This window comes from Bacillus sp. 179-C3.3 HS (genome assembly GCF_047229225.1).
Taxonomy (GTDB): Bacteria; Bacillota; Bacilli; order Bacillales; family Bacillaceae; genus Bacillus.
On sequence record NZ_JBFEFT010000010.1, the window covers coordinates 1 to 19,437 of the forward strand.

Annotated in this window: 22 protein-coding genes; 17 read left to right on the forward strand and 5 right to left on the reverse strand. The window is 37.0% G+C overall.

Going from position 1 to position 19,437, the window contains the following annotated elements; all coding sequences use genetic code 11:
* The first annotated feature begins 319 nt into the window (after positions 1-319).
* Genes thiL through tsaD form a run of 5 tightly spaced genes read left to right on the forward strand, consistent with a single transcriptional unit; the run spans position 320 to position 3,932 of the window.
* The gene (thiL, locus tag AB1K80_RS08230) at positions 320-1,297 is read left to right on the forward strand and encodes a thiamine-phosphate kinase (protein ID WP_412856137.1); all 978 of its coding nucleotides are present in this window, start codon (positions 320-322) and stop codon (positions 1,295-1,297) included.
* Between the two features lie 10 nt (positions 1,298-1,307).
* Positions 1,308-1,787, forward strand: a complete 480-nt coding sequence (gene tsaE, locus AB1K80_RS08235) for a tRNA (adenosine(37)-N6)-threonylcarbamoyltransferase complex ATPase subunit type 1 TsaE (RefSeq protein ID WP_412856225.1) — start codon at positions 1,308-1,310, stop codon at positions 1,785-1,787.
* Entirely contained in the window at positions 1,768-2,457 is a 690-nt protein-coding gene (gene tsaB, locus AB1K80_RS08240; protein WP_412856138.1) for a tRNA (adenosine(37)-N6)-threonylcarbamoyltransferase complex dimerization subunit type 1 TsaB, read from the forward strand. The genes tsaE and tsaB overlap by 20 nt, the downstream gene beginning before the upstream one ends.
* A gap of 25 nt (positions 2,458-2,482) precedes the next feature.
* A complete protein-coding gene (gene rimI, locus AB1K80_RS08245; RefSeq protein ID WP_412856226.1) occupies positions 2,483-2,911 on the forward strand; it encodes a ribosomal protein S18-alanine N-acetyltransferase in 429 nt (142 codons plus the stop codon).
* Positions 2,904-3,932: a tRNA (adenosine(37)-N6)-threonylcarbamoyltransferase complex transferase subunit TsaD gene (gene tsaD / locus AB1K80_RS08250; protein ID WP_412856139.1), complete on the forward strand. Its 1,029-nt coding sequence runs from the start codon at positions 2,904-2,906 to the stop codon at positions 3,930-3,932. Before rimI ends, tsaD begins: the two co-directional genes overlap by 8 nt.
* A gap of 265 nt (positions 3,933-4,197) precedes the next feature.
* Here tsaD and AB1K80_RS08255 read toward each other — a convergent pair whose 3' ends face one another.
* The gene (locus tag AB1K80_RS08255) at positions 4,198-6,120 is read right to left on the reverse strand and encodes an ABC-F family ATP-binding cassette domain-containing protein (protein WP_412856140.1); all 1,923 of its coding nucleotides are present in this window, start codon (positions 6,118-6,120) and stop codon (positions 4,198-4,200) included.
* Between the two features lie 136 nt (positions 6,121-6,256).
* On the opposite strand from AB1K80_RS08255, the gene moaC reads away from it, so the two are divergent.
* Genes moaC through tatC form a run of 4 tightly spaced genes read left to right on the forward strand, consistent with a single transcriptional unit; the run spans position 6,257 to position 8,392 of the window.
* Positions 6,257-6,748, forward strand: a complete 492-nt coding sequence (gene moaC / locus AB1K80_RS08260) for a cyclic pyranopterin monophosphate synthase MoaC (RefSeq protein WP_412856141.1) — start codon at positions 6,257-6,259, stop codon at positions 6,746-6,748.
* A 15-nt stretch (positions 6,749-6,763) separates the two neighbouring features.
* Positions 6,764-7,417, forward strand: coding sequence for a redox-sensing transcriptional repressor Rex (locus AB1K80_RS08265; protein ID WP_008355687.1), 654 nt, complete (start codon positions 6,764-6,766; stop codon positions 7,415-7,417).
* 27 nt (positions 7,418-7,444) lie between these two features.
* Complete coding sequence (locus tag AB1K80_RS08270; RefSeq protein ID WP_008355689.1) at positions 7,445-7,624, forward strand: twin-arginine translocase TatA/TatE family subunit; 180 nt, start codon at positions 7,445-7,447, stop codon at positions 7,622-7,624.
* Between the two features lie 15 nt (positions 7,625-7,639).
* Positions 7,640-8,392, forward strand: coding sequence for a twin-arginine translocase subunit TatC (gene tatC / locus AB1K80_RS08275; RefSeq protein WP_412856142.1), 753 nt, complete (start codon positions 7,640-7,642; stop codon positions 8,390-8,392).
* 38 nt (positions 8,393-8,430) lie between these two features.
* Here tatC and AB1K80_RS08280 read toward each other — a convergent pair whose 3' ends face one another.
* Genes AB1K80_RS08280 through AB1K80_RS08290 form a run of 3 tightly spaced genes read right to left on the reverse strand, consistent with a single transcriptional unit; the run spans position 8,431 to position 10,039 of the window.
* Complete coding sequence (locus tag AB1K80_RS08280) at positions 8,431-9,057, reverse strand: NUDIX hydrolase (protein WP_412856143.1); 627 nt, start codon at positions 9,055-9,057, stop codon at positions 8,431-8,433.
* Positions 9,058-9,113: 56 nt separating this feature from the next.
* Positions 9,114-9,308 (reverse strand): YdiK family protein, encoded by a 195-nt coding sequence (locus AB1K80_RS08285; protein ID WP_412856144.1) that lies wholly within the window; start codon positions 9,306-9,308, stop codon positions 9,114-9,116.
* On the reverse strand, positions 9,305-10,039 hold the full coding sequence (locus AB1K80_RS08290) for a CPBP family intramembrane glutamic endopeptidase (RefSeq protein WP_412856145.1): 735 nt from the start codon (positions 10,037-10,039) through the stop codon (positions 9,305-9,307). The genes AB1K80_RS08285 and AB1K80_RS08290 overlap by 4 nt, the downstream gene beginning before the upstream one ends.
* 231 nt (positions 10,040-10,270) lie before the next feature.
* Between AB1K80_RS08290 and groES the strand changes: the two genes are divergently transcribed.
* Both groES and groL read left to right on the forward strand, forming a co-directional pair.
* Entirely contained in the window at positions 10,271-10,555 is a 285-nt protein-coding gene (gene groES / locus AB1K80_RS08295) for a co-chaperone GroES (protein WP_289381566.1), read from the forward strand.
* 45 nt (positions 10,556-10,600) lie between these two features.
* Positions 10,601-12,235: a chaperonin GroEL gene (groL, locus tag AB1K80_RS08300; protein WP_412856146.1), complete on the forward strand. Its 1,635-nt coding sequence runs from the start codon at positions 10,601-10,603 to the stop codon at positions 12,233-12,235.
* Positions 12,236-12,352: 117 nt separating this feature from the next.
* On the opposite strand, the gene AB1K80_RS08305 is transcribed toward groL, so the two are convergent.
* Positions 12,353-12,742: a tyrosine-type recombinase/integrase gene (locus AB1K80_RS08305; RefSeq protein ID WP_412856227.1), complete on the reverse strand. Its 390-nt coding sequence runs from the start codon at positions 12,740-12,742 to the stop codon at positions 12,353-12,355.
* 167 nt (positions 12,743-12,909) lie between these two features.
* Here AB1K80_RS08305 and AB1K80_RS08310 point away from each other — a divergent pair, with 167 nt between their 5' ends.
* The 6 genes from AB1K80_RS08310 to AB1K80_RS08335 all read left to right on the forward strand — a co-directional run bounded on the left by AB1K80_RS08310 (position 12,910) and on the right by AB1K80_RS08335 (position 19,371).
* The gene (locus tag AB1K80_RS08310) at positions 12,910-13,524 is read left to right on the forward strand and encodes a hypothetical protein (RefSeq protein WP_412856147.1); all 615 of its coding nucleotides are present in this window, start codon (positions 12,910-12,912) and stop codon (positions 13,522-13,524) included.
* Between the two features lie 390 nt (positions 13,525-13,914).
* Positions 13,915-14,136 carry a helix-turn-helix domain-containing protein gene (locus AB1K80_RS08315; RefSeq protein ID WP_412856148.1) on the forward strand — a complete coding sequence of 74 codons (222 nt, stop codon included), beginning with the start codon at positions 13,915-13,917 and terminating at the stop codon, positions 14,134-14,136.
* Positions 14,133-15,317 (forward strand): DNA cytosine methyltransferase, encoded by a 1,185-nt coding sequence (locus AB1K80_RS08320; RefSeq protein ID WP_412856149.1) that lies wholly within the window; start codon positions 14,133-14,135, stop codon positions 15,315-15,317. The genes AB1K80_RS08315 and AB1K80_RS08320 overlap by 4 nt, the downstream gene beginning before the upstream one ends.
* A gap of 133 nt (positions 15,318-15,450) precedes the next feature.
* Positions 15,451-17,082, forward strand: coding sequence for an McrB family protein (locus tag AB1K80_RS08325; protein WP_412856150.1), 1,632 nt, complete (start codon positions 15,451-15,453; stop codon positions 17,080-17,082).
* A 12-nt stretch (positions 17,083-17,094) separates the two neighbouring features.
* Positions 17,095-18,339: a 5-methylcytosine restriction system specificity protein McrC gene (locus AB1K80_RS08330; RefSeq protein WP_412856151.1), complete on the forward strand. Its 1,245-nt coding sequence runs from the start codon at positions 17,095-17,097 to the stop codon at positions 18,337-18,339.
* A gap of 663 nt (positions 18,340-19,002) precedes the next feature.
* Positions 19,003-19,371, forward strand: coding sequence for a restriction endonuclease PLD domain-containing protein (locus AB1K80_RS08335; protein ID WP_412856152.1), 369 nt, complete (start codon positions 19,003-19,005; stop codon positions 19,369-19,371).
* Positions 19,372-19,437 lie beyond the last annotated feature (66 nt).

Genomic DNA, 19,437 nt, shown 5'->3' on the forward strand with positions numbered 1-19,437 from the left:
CCGGTAGTTCAGTTGGTTAGAATGCCTGCCTGTCACGCAGGAGGTCGCGGGTTCGAGTCCCGTCCGGACCGCCATTTTATTACATGCAAACGAAAACGTATAGTTTCGTTTTTTTTTATGTCTTTTTCTTTCAACAAATATGAAAATTTGGCGAAAAGGAAAAGAAAAAGAACGTTTAAAACAGCCTGGTTTGTTCATACCAGGCTTTCTTTATATCATTTTTAGTTGGAACTGAAGCTCGTATTCGCTAAACTAATAGTAACTGTGTCTTGAACAACATCAAGCTTACTCAATAGATTGAATGAAGGAGCTGTGTGTTATGGATGAATTTGATCTCATTCACCGAATTACACCAAAAGAATCTTATCAGCGTTCTTTGGTCAAGGGGATTGGTGATGATGCAAGTGTTTATCAACCTCATTCACATTGTGAAGAGGTCGTTTGTGTTGATACAATGGTAGAGCACGTTCATTTTCGTTTCGATTTTTCAACACCTTATGAGGTTGGTTTTAAAGCATTGGCAGTCAATATGAGTGATATTGCAGCAATGGGTGCAACGCCAAAGTATTATCTTGTGTCAATTGCTATTCCGCCTCATGGTGATGAGGATATAGTGACCGCCCTTTATCAGGGGATGAAAGATTTGGCTGATACATATCATGTAGACCTCATTGGTGGAGATACGGTTGCCACACGTAGTGACTTTGTGATTACAGTCACGGTTATTGGCGAGGTCCCAAGGGGAACGGCTTGTTATCGTGATAGTGCACAGGCTGGAGATATCGTTTTTGTCACAGGAGAGCTCGGCTCATCGGCTGCAGGGCTATCACTCTTGATGGAAGAGGCAGACCTTGTAAATCATATTGATACTGATTACTTCCTAAAGCGTCACAAAATGCCGCAGCCTCACATCACTGCCGGTCAAATTTGTTCAAGCTTTCCTAGGGTAACATTGAATGATGTAAGTGATGGGTTAGCTAGTGAGCTTAACGAGATTGCAGAAGCCAGTCAAGTGACGATACAGATTGAGGCTGACAAGCTTCCAATCCATCCTGATTTGCCGCTATTACGCAAAGAGTGGCTAGAATGGGTACTTTATGGTGGAGAGGACTTTGTGTTGACCGGTACAATTCCAAACGCAGATTGGGATCGTTTTGAGTCACAATGCAAGGAAAAGGCTATTCACATCACACGTATTGGAGAGGTACAGCACGATCAGGCAACCGGAGTGATGTTAAAAAAGGATGATCAGCATACAAGGTTAATGAAAAAAGGATATAATCATTTTAAGAAATGAGGTGACCATCATCTTGAAATTGTCTTGGACGACTAAAGGAGCAGATGAGACAAAACGGATTGCAGCTGCTCTAGCTAAACTTGTATTACCAGGGGATGTCTTGACATTAGAAGGCGATTTAGGCGCAGGGAAAACCACTTTTTCAAAAGGTTTTGCAGAAGGCTTAGGGATTACCCGTATCGTCAATAGCCCTACTTTTACGATTATTAAAGAGTATACCGATGGCAGACTGCCACTTTACCATATGGATGTGTATCGCATGGAAGATGCGGATGAAGATATTGGACTTGAGGAATATTTTGAGGGTGAAGGTGTATGCTTAGTTGAATGGGCACATCTGATTGAACCACAATTGCCTTCAGCTTATTTAAAAATTGAAATGCATAGGACAGAACGTGAAGAAGAACGTCATCTCACGTTTTATGCAAAAGGGGATCGCTACGACACCCTGTGTAAGGAGATGAAGGAATTTGACCATACTAGCCATTGATACCTCTAACCACACATTAGGCATTGCGATTGTCAGAGATGAGACAGTGATTGGGGAAAGTATAACTTATTTAAAAAAGAATCATTCCGTCCGAGCGATGCCGACTGTTGAAGCTTTAATGAACGAGTGTGGTGTGACGCCGAGCGATTTAAGCAAAATCGTCGTGGCAAAAGGACCAGGTTCTTATACTGGGGTTAGGATCGGGGTCACCATCGCAAAGACACTTGCGTGGACACTTTCCATTCCAATCACATCGATCTCTAGCTTAGAGACACTGGCAGCGAATGCACATTATTTTGATGGATGGATCTCACCATTATTTGATGCGCGAAGAGGACAAGTTTATACAGGATTGTATCAGTTTGAAGGCGGAAAGATCAAAGAAGTGAAGCCTGATCAAAATGTACCGATGACGGATTGGCTCCATGATCTAAAGACGGCAGAAAAGCCCGTATTATTTCTTGGTCATGATGTCCATCTTCATCAAGACAATATTCGCTCAATATTAGGAGAAACAGCTGTTTTGGCAGAGGGATCATTACATAATCCTAGACCTTCCATGTTGGCTTTTCTAGGAGCAGATCGGCCTGTTGAAGAAGTACATCAGCTTGTCCCTAACTATATTCGTTTGGCAGAAGCGGAAGTGAAATGGCTTGAAGGACAAAACTAATGTCAACACAGTAGACATCAGAAAAATGACGGTAGAGGATATTCCTGAGGTGTATACGATTGAAGTGCATTCGTTTACCGTTCCTTGGAAAAAGGAATCCTTTGTGTATGAGATTCTTCACAATCAATATAGCCATTATTTTCTCATTGAGGAAGAAAAGAAGCCTGTTGGCTATTGTGGTGTCTGGATTGTCATGGATGATGCACAGATTACCAACATTGCGATTCTACCTGAGCATAGAGGAAAGGGCTATGGTGAAGCATTGCTTCGGCATGTCATTGATTTTTGTAAAGAAAAAAAGACAGATCATCTTTCATTAGAAGTGCGGGTGTCCAATACACCAGCACAATCCCTTTATGAAAAGCTTGGTTTTAGACTTGCTTCTGTGAGAAAAAATTATTATACAGATAACGGGGAAGATGCATACGTCATGTGGGTGAATTTAAATGAGTGAACAAAAAGATCGATTCATATTAGGAATAGAAACGAGCTGTGACGAAACGGCTGCATCCATTGTGAAAAATGGAAAGGAAATCATTGCGAACGTTGTTGCCTCACAAATTGAAAGCCATAAACGATTTGGTGGTGTTGTGCCAGAGATTGCTTCCAGACATCATGTGGAACAAGTCACGATCGTATTAGAAGAAGTCATGGCACAGGCCAAGATGAGCTTTAAAGATTTAGATGCGATTGCTGTCACAGAAGGTCCAGGTTTAGTCGGTGCGCTTCTCATTGGTGTCAATGCAGCGAAAGCGTTAAGCTTTGCACATCAACTTCCGCTTGTCGGTGTTCATCATATTGCTGGGCATATTTATGCAAACCAGCTAGTCGGTGAATTGACATTTCCTTGTTTAGCCCTTGTGGTTTCTGGAGGACATACTGAGCTTGTGTACATGAGAGAGCATGGTTCTTTTGAAGTCATTGGAGAAACATTGGATGATGCAGCTGGAGAGGCTTATGACAAAGTAGCACGTACAATGGGTCTCTCATATCCGGGTGGACCTCATATTGACCGATTGGCACATGAAGGAAAGCCAACGATCAAGCTCCCTCGTGCATGGCTTGAAGAAGGATCTTATCATTTTAGCTTCAGTGGATTAAAATCAGCTGTGATCAACACGTTACACAATGCGGCGCAAAAGGGTGAAACGATTGCACGCGAGGATTTAGCAGCAAGCTTCCAAGAAAGTGTCATAGAGGTACTTGTAGGAAAGACGTTAAAAGCAGCTGAAGCCTACAACGTCAAACAGGTTGTTCTAGCTGGAGGGGTGGCAGCAAATAAAGGGCTGAGAGAAGCTTTAACCTCAGCATTTGCCGATCAACCCGATGTGAATCTAACCATACCTCCGCTTGCCCTATGTACAGATAATGCAGCAATGATTGCTGCTGCGGGCACGGTCGCTTTTGAGAAAGGAATTCGGGGAGATATGGCCATGAATGGTCAACCTGGATTACCACTTGTATCATATGAATGAGGCTCCTGTGGATATACAGGAGTTTTTTTATTGATTAAAATAAGATTATTCACAAAAAACCGTAATATATCCACAATTATTTGAAAATTTCACTTTCATTTGAAGAGGTTGTGTATAAAAACCTGTTTTCTTGTGGATATGTGATTAAAATACTGTGGATAAAGTGGATAAGTCTAATGTGGTTAAGAAACATAAAGAAAATTTTGTGGATATGTCTGTGGGTAAAATGTTTTCAAAAGAAAAAGAGCACCCATGTGGGTACTCTTTATGATTCCGATAGTTCTTCCCATTCGGCAAAAAGTGATTCAAGCTCTTGATTGAGTGAATCATTTTCAGTCTGGATGGCTTGGACCTTCTCGTGATCTTGAAAGATTTCAGGATCACATAACAATTGTTCATTGTCCGCAAGCTTTTCCTCCATCACCGCAATTCGCTCTTCGATGTCTTCAATTCTTCTTTGTTTTTGTCTTTCTTTCTTTTTTAATTCTTTTTCCTCTGCATAAGAAAGCTTAGTGGCTTCAGTGGGTGCTGCTGATTGTTTCTTTTGTACTTCGTGGTTTTGTAGTGCTTCAAGTTCTAATTGTTCGTTTTTCTTTTCAAGGTAATAGTCGTAGTCACCGAGGTATTCTTTCGTCTCGTTTGGCGATAGTTCAAGAACTTTTGTTGCCAATCGGTTAATAAAATATCGGTCATGCGAGACAAATAAAATCGTCCCAGGATAATCGATGAGAGCATTCTCTAAAATTTCCTTACTATCTAAGTCAAGATGGTTGGTTGGTTCATCGAGAATGAGAAAATTGGCTTTTTGTAGCATAAGCTTAGCCAAAGCAAGACGAGCTTTTTCTCCACCGCTCAAAGCGTGAACAGGCTTCAAGACGTCATCACCGGAGAATAAGAAATTTCCTAAGCAAGTACGAATTTCCTTTTCGGTCATATGCGGATAATCATCCCAAAGCTCATTTAAGACCTTTTTGGAGGATGTGAGTTTCGCTTGTTCTTGGTCATAATAACCGATGGTGACATGGGAGCCAAAGGTGATGTCTCCTTTTACTGGCTTTAATGTATCCGTTAAGGTCTTTAAGAGTGTTGATTTTCCGATACCGTTAGGACCAATCAGTGCCACGCTGTCTTCTCGCATGATATGGAACGAAAGGGAAGAAAGAAGCGGTGTCTTTTCATCATAACTAATCTTTAGATCATGTACCTTCAATACATCATTGCCACTTTGTCTTGTGATATCAAAACGAAAACTTGCCGATTTTTCATCACCTAATGGTTTATCTAAACGATCCATTCGTTCCAATTGTTTGCGCCGGCTCTGAGCTCTCTTTGTAGTGGATGCTCTTGCTAGGTTGCGATCGACGAAATCTTGGAGCTTGGCGATTTCCTCTTGCTGTTTTTCATATTGCTTCACTTCTCGTTCTAACTGCTCAGCCTTCAGTTCAAGGTACTTGCTATAGTTACCGGTAAACTTCTTCATCGCTGTTCTTGAGACTTCGTAGACATGGTTTACGACTTTGTCTAAGAAATAGCGGTCATGGGAGACGATGAGAATCGCACCTGTATAATTTTGCAAATATTGCTCAAGCCATGATAAAGTATCAATATCTAAATGGTTGGTAGGCTCGTCCAGAATTAACAGCTCTGGTTTCATTAATAAAAGCTTTCCGAGCGCTAGACGTGTTTTCTGACCACCACTTAAGGATTGAACGGTTGTGTCGTCTTCAAAATGACTAAAGCCAAGTCCATGAAGAATGGAGCGCACATCTGCTTCATATTGATAGCCACCTTGATCTTTAAAATCTTGTTGCAGCCTGTCATAGGTTTTCATAAGGGAATCAAGCGCCGCACCTGTGGAAGAAGCCATTTTTTCCTCAATGGTTCTCATCTCTTGTTCCATTTCTTTTAAATGATCAAAGACCGATAATAACTCATCTTTTAACGTACGGGTAGACGTCACATCGGTATGCTGTGCCAAATATCCAATTGTGAGGTCTTTTGGTCTGATAATGTCGCCTTGTTCATATGACATTTGTCCAGCAATGATTTTTAAAAGTGTGGATTTGCCTGCCCCGTTTCGACCTACAATGGCAATGCGATCCTTTGCTTTGACTTCTAATTTTATATTCGTTAAAACGGTATCAGCGCCAAACGATTTTGACAGCTGATTCACTTGTAGAATCATCATGTAACTTCACCTCTGCTATAATATGTTTAGTGTAGCTTATCAGCAGAGAACCGGCAAATCTTACATACGATCACGGTTGTCAAATGAAAGACAGATAGGAAAAAATAGTGTATGATTTGGATAAGGAGCGTTTAACATGAGTCAATTTAGCCATTTTAACGAACAAGGAAGAGCAAAGATGGTGGATATTAGCGATAAATCATCTACGGTCAGAACCGCAGTTGCTGCTTCAAGCGTTCGAATGATAGAAGAAGTATTTCAAAAAATACAACAACGTGAAATTGGAAAAGGGGATGTGCTCTCTGTCGCACAAGTTGCTGGTATTATGGCAGCAAAGCAAACATCTCAGATCATTCCTATGTGTCATCCGCTTGCACTAAAAGGTGTGGATATCTCCTTTGATTGGGAGGAAGACGGAAATGCGTACATTCTAAACATACGCGCAAAGGTCAAAACAAAAGGAAGTACGGGTGTGGAGATGGAAGCGCTCACTTCCGCTTCAGTATGTGCACTGACCGTCTACGATATGTGCAAAGCCATTGATAAGGGCATGATCATCGGTCCGACCTATTTAGTTGAAAAAACAGGCGGGAAAAATGGTGATTTTCACAGAGAACTTGATATTTAAGTTGGAGGATCTTATATGAATATAGACCAGTCAAAAATTCCACAAGCAACAGCCAAACGTTTGCCGCTTTATTACCGTTTTTTAAAAAATCTGCATGCCTCAGGAAAACAAAGGGTATCTTCTGCAGAGCTTAGTGATGCAGTCAAAGTGGATTCTGCAACGATTCGTCGAGATTTCTCATACTTTGGTGCACTTGGGAAGAAGGGGTACGGGTACAATGTTGATTACCTGCTTACTTTCTTCAGAAAAACCCTTGATCAAGATGAGATGACGAATGTCATGCTTATCGGGGTGGGGAACTTAGGGACTGCTTTTTTACACTATAATTTCATCAAGAATAATAACACAAAAATTTCAATGGCTTTTGACGTGAATGAGAGTAAAATAGGAAGTGAGATAGGCGGTGTGCCTGTCTATGATTTGGATAAGCTTGAAGAGCATGTTCAAGAGGTGGGAGATATTCCTGTTGCGATTTTAACAGTACCTGCCGTAGCAGCTCAGTCCATTACAGATCGTTTGATTGCCCTAGGCATCAAAGGAATCCTTAACTTTACGCCGGCTCGCTTGAATGTGCCGGAACACATTCGAATTCATCATATAGATTTGGCGGTTGAACTTCAGTCTCTTGTGTATTTCTTAAAGCACTATTCTGTTACACAGGAGGACTGACGAAAAGGGGTAAAGGGGGTGGAGCAAATGGGTCCAATCGGTCCTGGAAGTTTGATTCTGATTGCGATTGTTGCGCTCATTATTTTTGGGCCGAAAAAGCTTCCTGAATTAGGAAGAGCAGCAGGAGATACATTACGTGAATTTAAAAATGCCACAAAAGGTTTAGCTGATGATCAAGAAGAAAAAAAGAAAAAAGAAGATCAGTAGAATAGGATGAGCTTCATGAATGTCAAAGATATGCCGCTTATGGAGCATATTGTGGAACTGCGAAAACGTCTCGTGATCATTGCGATGTTTTTTATCATGTTTATGGTGGTGGGTTTTTTTCTCGCCAAGCCGGTAATTGTCTATTTGCAAAATACCGATGAAGCGGCATCGCTCACATTGAATGCGTTTAAACTCACTGATCCACTGTACGTGTTTATGCAGTTCGCATTCGTCATTGCGTTGATTTTGACGTGTCCCCTTATTTTATATCAGCTTTGGGCATTTGTGAGTCCAGGCTTGTATGAAAAAGAAAGAAAAGTGACACTTGCGTACATTCCAATTGCACTGCTTTTATTTTTGAGCGGTGTGGCTTTCTCTTATTTTATTTTGTTCCCATTTGTCGTTGATTTTATGACAAGCATGTCGAATGACTTACATGTGGAGCAAGTGATCGGGATTCATGAGTATTTTACATTTCTGATGCAGCTAACACTTCCATTTGGTTTTTTGTTTCAAATGCCGGTTGTGCTGATGTTTCTCACGAGACTTGGAATCATTACACCGATGTTTTTATCGAAAATTCGCAAGTATGCCTATTTTGTCCTCCTTGTCATTGCCGCACTCATTACACCGCCAGAGCTTGTTTCTCACCTCATGGTTACCTTGCCAATGCTTGTCTTATATGAAGTGAGTATTGTCATTTCTAGGGTGACCTACCGCAAAATGCAGCAAACAGATGAGAAGGAAGAAAATCATTATGTGTCATAAAAAAAGCATCGTGATCGAATGTGACCACGATGCTTTTTCTATTGAGAGAGGATTTGGTCGATAGCGTGGAAGAGTTTTTGGTAATAAGCGGCCTCATGTGGCACGACATCGTGCAGACCGATCCATCTCATTTGCTCATGTCGTTCTCCGGTTGCATCGATCTCAAAGCCTTCGATCTGAATACGATCGCAGTGACCCGTTAAAAGTCGATATGCATCTTGTACCTTTGTTCTGTAAAGACCAGCCACTTCTTCCTTCTGTAAATGAACGTTCAGGTGTGTTTCTTGACTGACATAAAGATACACGTGACAAAACTCACGATCGATCAGCTGAGGCGTGTGGATTTCATCCTGTATGATACCGGCAAAGGAAAGATCTTGAAAAGGGATTGAGAAACCGAGTTCTTCCTCGATTTCTCTTACCCCGTCAGAAGGCTTTTCATCTGAGAGAAGATGACCTGCTGCTGTGATATCAAACATAGAAGGGAAATCCTTTTTTGAGTGGCTTCTTAGCTGGAAATAGAGATACATGGTGTTTTGTTCTTTTTTGAGTAGCCAAAAATGAAACGTTTCATGCCATAGCCCCTGAGCATGGACATCTGATCGTGCGGCAACCCCGATGAGTTCTTGTTGCTTGTTTAAGATGTTGATTTTTTCATCTTCCATCAAGGATCTCCCCCATAAAAAAACCATTCTCCAAGCGGCGGAAAATGGTTTTTGATTTATTTTTGTTGTTGTTTTTTTAGTTTGACAGAAAAAGCGAACATTTTAAATGCGATGTTGATATTATAAGCCGCAAACACCATCAGCAGAATGCTGTAAAATGACCACATATTACCTGGGTTTTGAATGGCCATATAGGTAAAAGCCACACCAACGGCAAAGTAAATAACGCCCCATACAACAGGGTTTCTCATGAGAAAAAGCCTCCAATAATCATTTGCATTGTTTGAGATTGTTCTTCAATCATTTTTTTCACTGGCTCAATCTGTACAAGAACGACGAGCGAGTTCATCAGCATATGAGCACCAATCGGAACAATGATCCGTTTTGTTTTCACATATAAGAATGCGAAGGTAAAGCCCATCGCTGTATATAACAAGATGTGAGAGAAATCATTGTGCACAACAGCAAAAGTCACTGAACTGACAAGTGCGCCAATGAAGAAATTGGTCTTTTCATAAATCACACCAAAAATAATTTTTCGGAAGATGATTTCCTCTAATATAGGTCCAATGATTGCAATAACGATCACAAGCAACGGAATAGCTTCCATGATGGATAGTATAGCTTTTGTATTTTCTGATTCCCTGCCAATACCAAATGCATATTGCTCAATCAATCCTGCAAACGTCTGTGCAAAGATGGACAGAAAGAAACCGCCAATGATCCAGGCAATAGCAGAGCCGGTCGATACTGGTGCCTCATTCCGAAGTGTAGCTTTTGGTACTGTCCGAAGAATGAGCAAAATAATAATCAATCCAATACAGAAACTAATGATGGTCCAAGTACCTGACAGTTGTGATAGCTCCTCTTGAGTTATCGGTTTTTGAATGAACCCCAACCATTTCATGACAAACGCATATGGAATCACAGAAAACTGGACCAATATATAAGTTAAGATTATGTACCAATATTGTTTTTTCAAGTAACGAAAACCCCTTTACTAAAAGAACTAGATTTATTGTAACACAAGTCTTCTTCTTCGTTGAAAAGGAAAGAATTCTTTGATCCAAAAAGATCGTGAAAGCGTCAAAAAAATTTAAAGGTTTTTACTTGAAATTGCAGAAGACATTCTTTATTATAATAAATGTGTTAGCACTCGTTGATGATGAGTGCTAAAAAAGACTACATATGAAAATTGAGGAGGTTGTTTCTTATGTTAAAGCCATTAGGCGATCGCGTAATCATTGAACTCGTTGAATCTGAGGAAAAAACCGCTAGCGGTATTGTCTTACCGGATTCTGCAAAAGAAAAACCGCAAGAAGGTAAAATTGTGGCAGCAGGTTCAGGTCGTGTACTTGAAAATGGAGAGCGCGTTGCGTTAGAAGTCAATACAGGCGACCGCATTATCTTCTCAAAATATGCAGGTACTGAAGTGAAATATGAAGGAAAAGAATATCTAATCCTTCGTGAAAGCGACATTTTAGCTGTTATCGGTTAATCACATAAAAACTATTTCTAAAAAAACTGAGGAGGTTTCGTTATTATGGCAAAAGATATTAAGTTCAGTGAAGAAGCACGTCGTGCGATGTTACGTGGTGTAGATGCACTTGCAGATGCTGTAAAAGTAACTTTAGGACCTAAAGGACGTAACGTGGTTCTTGAGAAAAAGTTCGGTTCACCGCTCATCACAAATGATGGTGTAACGATTGCAAGAGAAATCGAATTAGAAGATGCATTTGAAAACATGGGTGCAAAACTTGTGGCTGAAGTCGCAAGCAAAACAAACGATGTAGCGGGTGACGGTACAACAACTGCTACGGTTCTAGCTCAAGCGATGATCCGTGAAGGCTTGAAAAACGTAACAGCTGGTGCAAACCCTGTTGGCGTACGTAAAGGGATTGAAGAAGCAGTCAAAGTAGCACTTGAAGGCCTACATGACATTTCAAAACCGATTGAAGGAAAAGAATCAATTGCACAAGTTGCTTCTATTTCTTCTGCAGATGAAGAAGTCGGTAGTCTTATCGCTGAAGCAATGGAGCGTGTAGGAAACGACGGTGTCATTACGATTGAAGAATCAAAAGGATTCACTACTGAGCTTGAAGTGGTTGAAGGAATGCAATTTGACCGCGGATATGCTTCACCATACATGGTGACTGACTCTGATAAGATGGAAGCTGTTCTTGAAAATCCTTACATCTTAATCACAGACAAGAAGATCACGAACATTCAAGAAATCCTTCCAGTACTTGAGCAAGTCGTACAACAAGGAAAACCATTATTGCTTATTGCTGAAGATGTAGAAGGCGAAGCACTTGCAACACTTGTTGTGAACAAACTTCGTGGAACATTCAACGCAGTGGCAGTGAAAGCACCTGGCTTCGGTGACCGTCGTAAAGCAATGCTTGAAGACATCTCTATCCTTACTGGCGGAGAATTAATCACGGAAGACTTAGGACTTGACCTTAAATCTACTGAAATCGGTCAACTTGGCCGCGCGTCTAAAGTTGTGGTCACAAAAGAAAACACAACAATCGTAGAAGGTTCAGGAGACTCTGCTCAAATCTCAGCACGTGTGAACCAAATCCGTGCACAAGTAGAAGAAACGACTTCTGAATTTGATAAAGAAAAATTACAAGAACGTCTTGCAAAACTAGCTGGCGGCGTCGCTGTCATCAAAGTTGGTGCTGCAACTGAAACAGAACTGAAAGAGCGTAAACTACGCATCGAGGACGCACTGAACTCAACTCGTGCAGCAGTTGAAGAAGGCATCGTATCCGGTGGTGGTACAGCACTTGTGAATGTATACAACAAAGTTGCTTCTATTAAAGCAGAAGGTGACGTTCAAACAGGTGTGAACATCGTTCTTCGTTCACTAGAAGAGCCAATCCGTCAAATCGCTCACAACGCAGGCCTTGAAGGATCTGTCATCGTTGAGCGCTTGAAAAACGAAGAAATTGGCGTAGGCTTCAACGCAGCAACAAACGAATGGGTAAACATGATCGAAAAAGGAATCGTTGACCCGACAAAAGTAACTCGCTCTGCACTTCAAAACGCAGCTTCTGTTGCAGCAATGCTTCTTACAACTGAAGCAGTCGTTGCTGACAAACCAGAAGAAGGCGGCTCAGGCGGCGGAATGCCAGACATGGGCGGCATGGGTGGAATGGGCGGCATGATGTAATTAAGGTTTTAAGACCTTGTGATATCTACGTTCTGTGATGTTTTATTAATTTCTTGTGTGCAGGTTTGTGTGCATCAACCCGAAATTTAATAAACCTAGACAAAAAAGAAGAGTCCATTATAGGAGAAGGTCTTTCATCAGTTTACTGAACTGTTGGGAGGCCTTTTCTTCCATATTTGCTGTCATATGAGCATAGATATTCATGGTTGTATTTATATCTGTATGTCCCGATCGCTGTTGTATCTCTTTAATACCTACCCCTGCTTCAATCAATAAAGATGTGTGAGTGTGTCGGAATGAATGGGGAGTAATATTTTTTTCTAGTTTAGCTTTTTTTAATAAGCGTTTAAGCCTAGTATCCACTACTTTTCTTAGTTGTGGATGCCCATCTTCACGGGCAAAAATAAATTCGTTATCTTGATAAGTAAGTCTGTTTTTTAATTTAATCTCATTCTGTTTAAGTCGATGCTTCTTTAACATATTAGTTATCATGTCATCAATCTTGATTGTACGGACAGAGCCCTTTGTCTTTGGAGTTAAAAGCTGATATTTTTTAAAATGATTGGTAGGATGGTAAAGTACCTAATGCTACTAAAAATAATGCAATAAAATTATATTTTGAAAAATACCCAACCTTGCCTGTTTACTTTACAACAAAAGATGATAAAAAAATAATGAAAGTTGGTCAAGCTAAAATTGAAATAGCAGTAGATGACGATACAATATATAATTACTTTATTGCAGAAAATGATAGAAAAATTGGAGAAATGGTAAATAAGGTTGCTGACAGAAATAATTATCAACTTTTTACTAAGCAAGAAATAAAGAACGGGTTAGATACTATTGTACTTGACCCTAATGATTTAAAACAAGAAATTGATGTATCATTAGTAGAAAAATATGAAATAGAAATGAAAAAGGCTTTCATTAAAATTGCCTTTGAGTTGGGTTATTATTGGATTGGCAAGGACTATTTAAAAGACCCAATTGCCAAATTAATCAGTGGAATTTTAGAAAATCCTATAAAGGCAAATAATGAAGAGCAAGTCAGTTGTCAAATAAATAATCTTTATCAAAAAGAAAGTTACTTTGAAGATACTTATGAAAATTACTATCATTTAGGAGCTTTGTTTAAGGATGATTATAATAATATTAGATGCATTATAAGAATTTTTGATTTATTTGACGCGAATATTGTTATTTGCAAACAGGCTACTAAATATAACATATCTAATAAGTTCTTGTCAGTAAATTCTATTACAGGTAAAGTAGAAGAAAAAGATTTCTAATCAACATTATTATTTAACATAGCGTAAATAATACAAACATAATTAAAAATTCGACCATAGGACGTTCTTCCTTGATAGGAAGGCGTCTTTTTTTTACATTCATTCAGCTTCTGAAGTAAGACACAATTTAAGGATGGTGTCATATAAAGATGTAGAAGCGATTGTGAAGGATTCTACTTTAATTTTGAATAGCGTTGATCCAAGAAGGATTAACTTAACGCTATTCTTGTTGAACTTATTCTAACGGAACAGACTGGTTTAAAAAAGAACAATTATTCCCTTTATTTATATTAGGGTTTACGAACTTTAGTTCCTATGGTATTATACTTTAATAGAAATATATTCTGCATATATAGAATTTTATTCTATTTTGACAGAAAGGGGAATTGTATGTCATTCTCGTATGATAAATTGTGGAAGTTGGCTTTAGATAAGAAGATAAATAAAACTACACTTAGAGACAAAGCAGGAATAACATCATCTTCTCTAGCTAGATTGAGCAAAAATAAGAACGTTAGTATGGATGTTCTTGATAGAATATGTAACTGTTTAGAATGCAATATTGAAGATATTGTTGAACATGTTCCGAAAAAGGAGAGCATCAAAATATGACATTATCTCAAACCAAAGCTGCTTTATTAGATAAGCATATGGATACTGAATCAAGAGTTGAACCAAGGGAACAACAATTGGCATTTCATTTTGATACTAATTTTCATGCTAATATTACTGCTAATGAAACCACTCAAAATTTAAGTACAACACTAAATACAATCTCTTTATTTAGTGGTGCAGGTGGATTAGATTTAGGTCTAATAAAAGCAGGATTCAATGTAGTCTGGGCAAATGATATTCTTAAACCTGCTATAGAAAATTATCGGCATAATATCGGTGAAATATATGAAGGAGATATTACTCAAGTTGATGCTAATGAATTACCAGAAGCAGATGTAGTTGTTGGTGGATTTCCTTGTCAACCATTTTCTAATGCGGGTAATCGTTTAGGTACAGTTGATGATCGTGGTAATTTATATTTAGAATGTATACGTATTATTGAAGCTAAACATCCGAAAATAGTGATTTTTGAAAATGTTCGTGGTTTACTTTCAATAAAAAACAAAGATGGGTCAAAATTAATTGACACTATAGTTGACTATCTTGAAAATGCAGGTCAAGGATATCGAGTTAACTATCAATTACTAAGAGCTAGCGATTATGGAGTACCACAAAATCGTTACCGTGTGGTAATTGTAGGAATAAGAAATGATTTAAATATCAATTATAGATTTCCTGATCCTATTAATGTTAATCCAGAGGCATTAACCGTAGGCTATGCTATTAGTAATATTCCTGAAGAAACCCCAAATCAAGATGAGGTATGGAGATTATCTCCACAAAGTCAAAGTTTGATTAAGTACATTCCAGAAGGTGGATCATGGAAAAGTATACCTTACGAGTTTTTGCCTGAACGTATGAAACGTATCCGTGATAATATGAAACGTTATCATTCACCTAATTTCTATCGCCGTTTTGCTCGTAATGAAATTAATGGAACAATTACGGCTGCAGCAACACCTGAAAATAGTGGGATCCTCCATCCTATTGAAAATAGAAGATATAGTGTGCGTGAAATTGCAAGAATTCAAAGCTTCCCAGATGATTATGAGTTTGTTGGAGAATCAATTTCATCTAAATATAAAATTATTGGCAACGCAGTTCCACCAAAGCTTGGTGAGGTAATTGGTCGTTCAATAATAGAACAACTAGTTCAAGTAGGATATAAAATAATTTAAGACAGCTCAATGAGCTGTCTATTTTCTTATAAACAATAAAAACGTGTTTATATTTAGTTTTTGTTATGTGATAATAGATTTAGTAATTATTAGCAATTGCTTATTATTGAATTATTATATTTGGAGGAACAAAATGACAGCTTATTATGTTTCAAAAGATGATGTATTACAGTCGATAGAATATTTCAAAAGCCTAGATATCGATAACGATGCTATGTTACCAGCATATTTATTAGCAAAGCACCTTGGTATATCTTTACGAAGACCAGTCAAATTCACCAATGTTACTCCTGAACAAAAAGAAGAAATATTAAGGGTAATATGGCAACTAGGTGGTTTACAAGGAAAAAATGAAACTGGAAAAAAGAAATCAGTTTTGTTTCCTAATGCATTTAAATTTGATGAAATTTCTTCAAGTGATTTCTACCAAGCAGGTACTGATTTTACTGGATTAGTTGGACGAGTTAAGGATACAGTTGAAAAGAAAAATATCAATGTATCGCTTTTTGTAGACAATAATAAACAATTGACACTATCAAGAAAGTACAAGGAGATTATCAATGAACATTATCTCAAAGATGAAAAAATTTCTTTAAAACATTTTGCATGCTGGGTTTTTCGCTTTGTTGATTTTGATTTCCAAAACACTCCTAATGAAAATGAATTTACTCGTGTTATAAGCAAAGCTATAAAAAATTTGTTTAAAATAAGTAGAAATGACTTCCTTTGGCTATTTGAAGATGACATTTTAAATGGTTCTATTACTCCGTCTTCAACAGTTATCCCAGCATCAGATATAAGAAGTACATTTACATTTAAAGCTGGTAATGAGCCTGAAATTGAACCTGCTCACACTGTTAATGCAATTCAAGCCATATCAGTAGATAAAGATCAAGTTGAAAAATATATCCAACTTACTGGAGATAATCCAACTGATGAACAAATATACAACACTTTGTTACAAACGAAACAAATTGTTTTAACTGGTGTGCCTGGAATTGGAAAATCGAGATTTTTAAATAAATTAAAAGAGAAATTTCATTGTTCAGAAATGATTCAGTTCCATGCAAACTATTCATATGAAGACTTTATTGGTGGAGATACGGTTGAGTCATCTTCGATTACATCTAAAAGAGGGAAATTCTTAGATTTTGTAGAAAAGGCTAAGTCAGATAAAATCAATGATTATCTATTTATTATTGATGAGTTAAACCGTGGCAATATCGCACAAATCTTTGGTGAAACTATACTGACTCTAGATCGTGGTTATACTGTTGACTTACCAAAAGAAATTGATGGGATTAAAGAAATTACAATACCTAACAATGTATATATCGCTTGTTCAATGAATTCGAGTGATAGAAACATCGCATTTCTTGATTTAGCAATTAGAAGGCGTTTTGCTTTTATAGAATTGCAAACAAATTATGAATTATTATCTTCTATAACCGAATATGGCGCTTTTGATTTAGGTGATACATTAAAAACCATAAATACTCGGGTATTGAATGCACTGGGAAAAGAAGAATTATTACTTGGACATTCATATTTTTTATCGGATTATGTGAATACAAACGGTAAATATGTATGGACAGATGAAACTTTTCATCGACAATTTAACTTTGTGATACTTCCAACATTAAGAGAATATACATTTTCAAATCAAAATGCCTTAATTACAATCTTAGGTGAACCATTAAGCAGTGGATTGATTGAATTAGAGGATTTCGTGGAAGCGTTTGGAGAGGAATTCGGAAAGAACTAAAGGGTTGATTATATGGAAGAAATTATTAATGCTGAAGGACAAAACTTAATTAATGTATTTCCAGACGAAATAGAATTTTTCACTAAATTTCTTGAAAAGAAAGGGATTACGTGGAGACAAGAGCAAAAAGAAGCCTCAGTCATTGCTTTAAGTAAATCTCTTACTGGTTACATAAAAACTCCAAGAAGAATAATTAATATAGAACCAAAATATAGAGAAATCAATATAGCTCATATTTTGAGATTGTATAATTATGTATATAGTTATCGAGATGTTCAAGATGATGAATTGTTAGATATAAACAAGAGCAATCAAAGTCAAAACATAGTTAATTCTTTTTTGAAAAAACTACAAGAAAACATATCGATAGGAATTTTACAAGATTATTTTCCATTTGAACAAAATACTAAATATCTTAAAGGTAACGTTGATTATGTATCAACGTATAAAAACATTATGAAATTGAGAAGATATCCTGTAAAAACTGAAGTATACACCTTATCACCAAATGTAGATATAAATCGATTAATAGTAGGAGCACTACAAATAATCTCAAAGTCAGGGCAAAATAGTTCCGAAGCGATAGAATTACTTGATTATTTTAATAACGTAGTACCTATTTCTGAAAATGCAAGTGAATTTCTTCAAAGTATTCACTTTAATTCTAAAAATATCAGATATAAAAAAGTTGCATCGGATGCTGCAATGATTATTGATTCTTTATATTATGATGGAGTAAGAGGAAATGTTGGAGGGGAGAGTTTTCTTATTAACTTCGACATCCTCTTTGAAAAATTCGTTAGAAAAATTCTCCTTGAAGAAACAAACGAAAGAAATTTTTCAGTCTGGAAAGAACCAAAGTTATTTGGTAAAGAATATCTCAATGGTTTAGTTTTGAGTAGTAGATTTTATCAACCAGATATATTATACAAATTTAATCCAGAAGATGAAGAAAGAGATTATAAACCTACTGCAGAAGCAGTGTTGGATGTTAAGAATAAGGCAAATGGTGTATTTAAGAATGCAGATATTTATCAAGTTATGTTATATAATCAACTGTTGTATGCGAAAAAGAGCATCTTAATTTATCCATCCTTCTTTTACAAGCCATCAACTATATTTATGATTGAAAATGATAGCTTACCTGTTCCAGAAATACATTCTGTATTTATTGATATTGCTAGCCCCGATGCTGAAACATTTAAGGGATCAATTAGTAATCTTATTGAAAATATTTATGAAATACTTGAGAATTGACTGGTGCTAGTAAAGAAACGTTCCGATAAAATATTTAAAGAAGTTTTTATGAAGAAATGATGGTGTACAAATTTTATAAACTGTTAAAAGCTTGGAGAGTATTTCCCCAAGCTTTTATAGTCATATTGTGGTTACGGAATATACATAACGATTTAATATTTCATTTTACTTTTTGATTATAAAAAACGACTAAACATAATATTATTAGAATTGTTTTATACCATGTTTCTTCATATTATATGTAACTAAAAATACGATCTTAATCGTGCTAGCACCTCAATACAAAAACATTAATTATTAACGTTTTCAGGCTTTCAACTAATCTGGTTGGAGGACTTTTTTATGCCTAAAAAATTTTCACCACGAAAAATAATTATTGACTGTGAACAAATATCTTCAGAGAGATGAGTGACTATTCTTCAAAAAAATGTATAAATACATTATTTTTTGAAAAAAACGTATGTTTAGGAGAGTCGATCTTTTTCTTTAGGATAACCATACTAATATATCGTATTGTATAATAGTGGTAAATATTTGTTTGGTTGAAGATGTAAGTTAAGGTGTGGGGATATAGTTATTTTTACTGAATATAGGATATTATCTCTATCATATAAAATATAAAATGGATTGGGAGAAGAGGGATATATAATTGAGTACATACTTTTGGAAGATGAAAAGCCTGCAGATATATTACCAGTACTATATACGTTTACCAGTACCTATTTGGTAGTACAACCTTTTTTGCACAGTAAGATTTATGAATTTCATCATGTAGGTAAAGTATTATTTTACCATGGTTCTGCAAATTTGACGGATGGTGGGATATCCCAAAATTCTGAATTCATGTCAAAAACTATTCATGAGAAGTCCCCTATTCCTGATTTTTGGGAGCACCTTGGAGAAAACTCCATAGCAGTCACAAAAGTTGTTATCTCCCTTTTTGAAACATATCAGAAAACTTTATTTCCGAGAATAAAAAAGAAAAATGAAACAATAAAAGTGAAACTTGAAAAGTTAAAACAAAATCAGTAAAAAATTATAGATTATCCAGATTTAACAGGATTTTATTTTGATGTTGAAGATTATATTACTGTATCA